The sequence below is a fragment of the Okeania sp. SIO2F4 genome (genome assembly GCF_010672385.1).
Lineage (GTDB): Bacteria > Cyanobacteriota > Cyanobacteriia > Cyanobacteriales > Microcoleaceae > Trichodesmium.
On the sequence record NZ_JAAHGT010000468.1, the window covers coordinates 1 to 7,439 of the forward strand.

The following is a 7,439-nucleotide window of genomic DNA, read 5'->3' on the forward strand; positions in this document are numbered from 1 at the left end:
TCTATTGTCCAATAGATAAATAAAACATCAATCTCCCGAAAGTGAGGGATATAGCTGCTAAAGCGCTCCACCTTTTCCTGCGGAATGCTACGCAAAAATGTCGCTCCGCGTTAATGCGTGTTATGCACCAGCAAAACGGATGTTCGATCGCTACTTTCATACAACAAAGCCAGTTAAAACTAAAAGGTATGTGTATTAGGTATGGTTTAACTTATCTAGAGCAGGAAGAGTCTTATACGTCTAAAGCTAGTTTTTTAGACGGCGATAAAATACCTATTTACAATGCTGATAATCCAACTGAATATAGTTTCAGTGGTAAACAATTTTGCGATGCAGCGCGGCCAAAGGGGGTTTCCCCTATGAGCGACTGCCTGTACGACAGGGTGGTTTGTATAAAACGCGCGGAAGGAAAATTGATAAATGCTGACTGTAACGGTGCTGCAAATATTGGATCGAAAAGTAATCTTATGGGGGTTTACCCCGGACAGACGCTTAGGCATCTTTGGTTATGCCATTAAGGGTTAAATTTGACGCGACTTTAGTCCGGCAAATTTGTGACCCTTAAGAATCCACGCGGATTTATCCCGTGGAGTGTCAAATTCTGTAATAATAATTAAAGATATTTTCATAATCGCTGACTTAATCCCTGGGAACTATGAGCGAGGAAACAACCGAGGCCAACACACAGGATGAGGCCAACACACAGGAACAGGATCGATATGAATGTCGAGCCTGTGGCTATGTATATGAACCTAATAAGGGAAGTTCTACAGGAAAAATTCCGCCGGGAACTGCTTTTTCAGATTTGCCTTCAGTTTGGCGCTGTCCTGTTTGTGGAGCGTCTAAAGTCCAATTTATAAATGTTGGACCGATTGAAGGGCCTTCAGGATTTAAAGAAAACCTTGGCTATGGTTTTGGTGTCAATACTCTGACACCCAGCCAGAAAAATATTCTAATTTTTGGCGGATTAGCTCTGGCATTCTTGTTTTTCTTGAGCTTATATGGTTTACGATAAGATGGCCATCAGGATAATTAATAATTAATAATTAATAATTAATCCCCAGAGGTTTTGACCAATGGATAATTGATAATTAGACAAAGTTTTCATTATCCATTAAAGAATGATTAAATATGATGCACTCAATAGTAAAATCCTGGAAAAAAATTTTCATAATACTAGCAGCAGTTATACTTTGTAGCGGTTGCAAAAATGCTTTTTTACCACCGATGAGTTACAATCCCTGGGAGGTAATTCAACTACCAACTGAGGTTACGTTGTTTGATATCGGATTTACAGATGATTCTGACCATGGTTGGATTGTTGGTGGTGATACAACTCTCCTTGAAACTACTGATGGTGGTAAAACTTGGGAACCTAAAACTATCGATTTAGAAGAAAAAGTTCGCTTGACATCAGTAAGTTTTAATGGTAATGAAGGGTGGATTGTTGGACAGCCCTCTTTACTTTTGCATACTGATGATGGAGGAGAGTCTTGGAGTACGATTCCTCTAAGTTCTAAACTGCCTGGTGCTCCCAATACAATTATCGCTCTGGGGCCAAATTCTGCGGAAATGACGACTGATGTGGGAGCTATCTATCGAACTAAAGATGGAGGACAAAATTGGCGTGCTCAAGTAGAGGATGCTGTGGGAGTGGTGAGAAATATTTCTCGTTCTTCTGATGGCAAATATATTGCTGTTTCGGCAAAGGGTAATTTTTATTCTACTTGGGAACCTGGGCAAACATCTTGGACTCCTCATAACCGTCAGAACTCTCGACGTTTGGAAAACATGGGGTTTGGTGATGATGGTCGTTTATGGTTATTAGCGCGTGGAGGTCAACTGCGGTTTAGCGATCCCGAAAACCTGGAAGAGTGGGGAGAAGCTATTAATCCTGAGTATGCTACAAGTTGGGGTCTTTTAGATTTGGCTTATAGAACTCCTGATGAAATTTGGATTTCTGGCGGTAGTGGTAATTTACTTCGCAGTACCGATGGAGGTCAGACTTGGGAAAAAGACCTTGATGTAGAGAATGTTCCTGAAAATTTCTACAACATTGTATTTATAAATTCAGAAACAGGTTTTATTCTCGGTCAAAGAGGAACTATGCTCAAATATAATAGTTCAGCGGTTTCAGAGGCAGCTTAAAAATAGAGAAATATCATCGTTCATCACTTAATTGGGTAGTATTACTCAAATGGCAAGATATGATTTCTCTGTATTGTTTGATTTGCTGAAAAGAAATCTGAATGTGTTAAAATTGATCCCGTCTGGCTAAGAAATAAAAATGACAGATGTAAAGAAGACAAAAGGTTAGTCTATCTTTACCTTTGAAGAAAGACAAAAAACTCATCCCATTTATAATTATGGCGTGAGCAATTTAGAAAAGTTTTAAGACTATCATATTATAGATGATGGTTTAAGATTATTTAGGAGGAAAAAATTAGATGGCTGGTGGCAGTACAGGTGAGCGTCCATTTGGAGACATTATCACAAGCATTCGTTATTGGGTGATTCATAGTATCACTATTCCGGCTCTGTTTGTTGCAGGTTGGTTATTTGTTAGTACCGGGTTAGCTTATGATGTTTTCGGTACACCTCGACCTAATGAGTATTACACTCAACAAAGACAAGAATTACCAGTTGTTTCAGACCGTTTTGAAGCTAAACAACAAATTGATGAATTTATCAAATAGATAAAAAATAAGGAGATTAAAATAATGACTAGCGGAAATCCAAATCAACCAGTTAGCTATCCAATTTTTACTGTTAGATGGTTAGCAGTTCATACTCTTGGTGTGCCTACAGTTTTCTTTTTAGGTGCCATTGCAGCTATGCAGTTTATTCAAAGATAGGAGCATCAGATAATGCCTTTAGATCGTAGTTCTAATCCTAATAAGCAACCAGTAGAATTAAATCGTACTTCTCTCTATCTTGGTCTGCTCTTGGTTTTTGTTCTTGGTATTCTGTTTTCTAGTTATTTCTTTAACTAATTTGGGAAACGAAATCAAGCAATTTATACCTATACAAGTCACCCTATTTGGGTAATGTATAGGTAGTAGAATCAACTAAAAAGTTAACAAGTAAATTGTTTACAAATTTCTTTGAAATAGTAGTTACTTTTGAAATAATGAGGTGAAATATTATGATGTCTGAACCAGGAAGAATTCCTTTGTGGTTAGTTGCTCTTGTGGCAGGAACTGGTGTACTTGTAGTTGTAAGTCTTTTCTTCTACGGAGCTTATGTTGGTGTAGGTTCTTCTTTATAAGAAAAAGTAGAAGTTTGAGTTAGTTAATACTCAGATTCTAGGATTTAGTTTTCTGAGATTTTCTTGAATAATTCCACTCTTTTGAGAGTGGAATTATTTTTTTGAACCCTAATTATTTTAGGGTTTTTGAGGGAAGTTCCGTTATGGTAAATTTGGTCTACTCATTGTCATCGGGTAGAGAAAGTGAAGATTTAGCTAGAACAACTCGTCATCATCACGATACCTAAAAAAAGTTGAGAGCATCGAACAAAAGAGAAAACAAGCGATCGCTCTGACAGATAAATTATTACGTTCTACATTCCTACAGATTTTCAGCGATCCTGAGCCTTATTTACAATAGAGTACGCACTACACACCTAAAAAGTATATTATACCAATTACTCAAAGTAATGCTACGCTTCAGCTAGACTTCAAAAGTCAAATATTTACCAAGGTTTAAAGTCTTTTTTTTGACAATTATTAATCGGTCAGGGAGTGATTCTTCCTACTTTGACTTCTCCCCCAACCCCCCACACTCCCTAATTAGATATAGCATTCTTTTTGAGAAATGGTATTACTGTGGAGGCAACCTAATTTTCATCGAGTAATTTTTCGAGGTTTTAAGGGTATTCTACTATCAAAAAATCTAGTTTAGTTTGAGCTTTAACAAACTTGAAAGCATCTTGATAAATAGATAATAATTCTGCATCTAAATGATTGCGTAAGTTAGTAGCTTAAACGGCGTTTTAGTTGAGTTCTGAAGTTAACGATTTCTGTTTCCCAATGATTGGCATTTTTGGGAAATTATGTTTGCGAATATTCCTATAGAAGTAGGTGTTGGATTATTTGTTTGAGGAAACTTTCTACAGCTCATTATTCATGATTTTGAGTTTTAAGGATATTTAGGGTCTATGGTAGACTTTACAAAAGTTGCAAAAATATACTCTATGAAATTTGCTAATCGTGAAAATCTAATCATCAAAGGTTTAGTTGAATTCTCTTGGGAAACTCTGGCTAATCATCGTGGGGATATTCTGCTATACCAAGAACGTAATACGAAGCCAGATGAACTGATAGATGAGTCAGATAAATTAGCAGATCGGTATAGTTCAGAAGATAATATTGCTTTGACTGAACTAGACAAAGCTACCCGTATGGGAAGACCTAAAAGGAGACATCCACCACCAATTATTGCTGTTGATGCTGGAGTAGTGAATTTAGGTAGTCTGGCTAAAGGTGGGATTGTTTTTGCTGTTAGAGGTACTGCCTGTTTTTACACATCTGAAGGTAGCATAATTGTACTTCGCTATAATACTGGAGCTATAGCTATTGACAATACAAACAAGTTAGAAGTTTTACACCAGATGGGTAAGTATTTAGGAGAGGCTGAATTTTATGTCGAGGTTATAGAGAAAGAGCCTTTTTTGAGAGAAAAGTCTAGTTTCACAGAAACAGCAGATCAAACTCAAGATCGCTTCCGTAATTTTGTGGAGCGAATTATTCAAGCTGAGGCGGTAGGTATTTTGAAAAAATATGGGGGTGGAATTCTTTTAATAGATGGAGCGATAACACCTAGAGCATTTGATACGCCAGATTCTTATGTAAAAAATTTGTTAGATGAATGTAATAAAAATCTTATAGATGTTGTTGCTATTAGTAAAAAAACAACAATAACTGTAGCAGGAATTCCTATTCAAAAATTTTTAACAGAAGCTTATGGTCCTGATTTTATTGGGTATGTTCCTATCAAGAAACTTTTGGAAGATGAAAGGAGAAAAGCTCAGAAAGCGGGTGGAAAAAATAGAATTAGAGTGACAAAAGCTAAGGAAATGTATGCAGCTAGGTTTGGGTTTAGTCCGACTAGCATGACTTTTAGGGTGGACTTACATAATTGCCGGGGTATGACTACGGATGAAGTAATTAATGATGTTTATAACTATTGCCGAATTTATGGTGGATATCCGAAACCATTGATCGAAGCACATCAAAATAGTTGCTTTTTATTTCAGGATTTCCAAAATCTTTTGGCTCAAGCTACAGTAAGATTAGGTTCAAAGCCACAATCTCAACCATCTATGGATATTTTATTTATACCTTTTGGAGCATCAGGAAAATAGTAATAAAAACTAATAAAAAATTATGGTAACTGAAAAAAAATCACACAACAAAAAAAAATCTAAATAGTAGCAATAATCAAAGTCCTCCTTTGCCTAAACCTATAAGTTTTGAAATTCCAGAAGTAGATATAGAAAAAGAAGTTGATGAAGAAGCTCCTCAATCTAATTTATCAAATGAATCTGCTGTTCAATCAGCACAACTTCTGGAACTAACGGGAAGTGAAGGTAGTATAGTTTTTTATCCTAAAGATAGGGATTTTGATGTAGGTGATGTTATTTTTTTGCGGGAAAAAGTATTTTCTGAAAAGAAATTACCACCTAAAGATTCTGAAAAGGGTTTGATTGCCCAAATTATTTCAAAAGGAATTGCTAGTTATCCCCAAGCAGATAGTAAAGCTTTATTTCGGTTAGTAACAACTGCTCATGCTAAAGAGATAAAGCGTTCTTATAATGAACCAAAGGAAGTTATTGATGAGTTTTTAGTAGCAGAATTTATAGTTCGTGCTTCTATCCAAAAAGGAGAGTGGAAAGAACCAGAGGGTAAGGTAGTAACAAGAAATGTTGATATTTTTCTAATTAATCCTGAATTTTTAACTAAACATATTATTAAATCTTTTCCTGAATTAAATTTATTTTTAGGAGATTATAAAAAACATCCTATAGATGTTGATGCAAGTGGATTTGAAAAAGTTAATTTAATCACAGGAATGAAAGGTGGTGGTAAGTCTCATATTACAAAGGGAATTATCCATTTACAAACTAAATTGAGTATGCCTTCAATTGTTTTTGATATAAATGGAGAATATTCTTCTCTACCAAAGGTTAAAAAACTTCGCCCTACTGAAAATTTCAAGTTTCGACTGGATCAACTACCAATTCCTAGTCTTTTTAAAGTATTTGAACAACTATCTCTATTTAATACTGCTGCTACTGATAATGCTGTTAGAGCTAATTTACCTGGAGTTATTGAAGATAGGATGCAAACTAAAAACATTCCTGACCTAGAGTTTATACTATCACAAAATCAGGTTGTAGTTGGGCAAAATCAACAAATGCTAGGTGCATACGATCGAGGTATTAGTAATTTAATAAGTTACAATCTTTTTTGCACAATGAGAGAAGCGCAGGAAGAGGAGAAAATTATTAACAATAACCAGCAACCAACAACCGAAGTTGTTTCTCTAAGAAGTATTCTTTATAAAATGGCATACGGTCAAGAAAATAGAGATTCTAGTGAGAATCAAAGTTTAAATGACCTCAAAAATAACGCTGGAATTATTGTTTTTGATCTAGGTGGTCTAACTCCAAGTATACAAAAAGTTGTGGTTACTCTAGTTATTGACCAACTCAAGTCAATATGCAATAAGCAGTATCAAGCATTTGATTCTCAAAAAGTACAAATTCCCATATATCCTTCTATCTTTTTTGAGGAAGCTCATATGTATATGGATGCAGAATATATTGATGAATTAATTCCTCTAATCCGACATTTAGGCATGAATTTATTTTTTGTCACCAACACACCAGGAGCTTTACCGGATTCAGTATTTCGTCTTTTAGACAACTTAATTATGACGCGAATGGTTAACCAAAAAGATATAGATAAAGTGATTGATTGTGGTTTAGCTGATAAAAAGACAATTGAAGGATTTGCTAAGGATTTACCAAAGTATCACAATTTGTTTCTCAGTGGTATTAATGGAGCTACTAAAAATTTCCCACTTGTATTTCAGGTAAGAGATTTTACTGCTCCTGAGAAGGATGGAGGAGAGGGTTTACCCAAGTCTGGAGTGACTCGCTCAATGTGGGAAATAATCAAACAAAAAGTAGAGAATACAGAGAATTAGGGTTTGCTGAAAAAGTCTTTTTTAAGGAGTAGGGAAGCGGGGGAGTAGGGGAGTAGGGAAGTAGGGAAGTAGGGGAGCAGGAAAGTAATTTTTTTTGCCCAACTATGTACATAAAATGGTAACTTTTTGAGCATTAAGAGCTGAAAAGCAGGTACTTTTTCTAGATATAAAAAGACTAAAACCTTTATCTGTCAATGCTTTGATATTTAATCAGCAAACCCGAATTAG

General features: G+C 35.6%; 9 protein-coding genes. All 9 read left to right on the plus strand.

Annotation, left to right across the window (positions count from 1 at the left end):
- Positions 1–122 precede the first annotated feature (122 nt).
- Positions 123–518 carry a hypothetical protein gene (locus tag F6K22_RS24985; protein WP_293104175.1) on the plus strand — a complete coding sequence of 132 codons (396 nt, stop codon included), beginning with the start codon at positions 123–125 and terminating at the stop codon, positions 516–518.
- A 137-nt stretch (positions 519–655) separates the two neighbouring features.
- Complete coding sequence (locus tag F6K22_RS24990) at positions 656–1,015, plus strand: rubredoxin (RefSeq protein ID WP_293104178.1); 360 nt, start codon at positions 656–658, stop codon at positions 1,013–1,015.
- Between the two features lie 119 nt (positions 1,016–1,134).
- The gene (locus F6K22_RS24995; RefSeq protein ID WP_293104192.1) at positions 1,135–2,148 is read left to right on the plus strand and encodes a photosynthesis system II assembly factor Ycf48; all 1,014 of its coding nucleotides are present in this window, start codon (positions 1,135–1,137) and stop codon (positions 2,146–2,148) included.
- Positions 2,149–2,447: 299 nt separating this feature from the next.
- Positions 2,448–2,696, plus strand: coding sequence for a cytochrome b559 subunit alpha (gene psbE, locus F6K22_RS25000; RefSeq protein ID WP_094677272.1), 249 nt, complete (start codon positions 2,448–2,450; stop codon positions 2,694–2,696).
- A 24-nt stretch (positions 2,697–2,720) separates the two neighbouring features.
- Entirely contained in the window at positions 2,721–2,855 is a 135-nt protein-coding gene (psbF, locus tag F6K22_RS25005) for a cytochrome b559 subunit beta (protein ID WP_094677274.1), read from the plus strand.
- A 12-nt stretch (positions 2,856–2,867) separates the two neighbouring features.
- Entirely contained in the window at positions 2,868–2,993 is a 126-nt protein-coding gene (gene psbL, locus F6K22_RS25010; protein WP_293104183.1) for a photosystem II reaction center protein PsbL, read from the plus strand.
- 152 nt (positions 2,994–3,145) lie between these two features.
- Positions 3,146–3,268, plus strand: coding sequence for a photosystem II reaction center protein J (locus tag F6K22_RS25015; protein WP_094677278.1), 123 nt, complete (start codon positions 3,146–3,148; stop codon positions 3,266–3,268).
- 926 nt (positions 3,269–4,194) lie between these two features.
- Positions 4,195–5,364, plus strand: coding sequence for a hypothetical protein (locus F6K22_RS25020; protein WP_293104186.1), 1,170 nt, complete (start codon positions 4,195–4,197; stop codon positions 5,362–5,364).
- Positions 5,365–5,453: 89 nt separating this feature from the next.
- Entirely contained in the window at positions 5,454–7,211 is a 1,758-nt protein-coding gene (locus F6K22_RS25025; RefSeq protein ID WP_293104189.1) for a helicase HerA domain-containing protein, read from the plus strand.
- Positions 7,212–7,439: the final 228 nt, after the last annotated feature.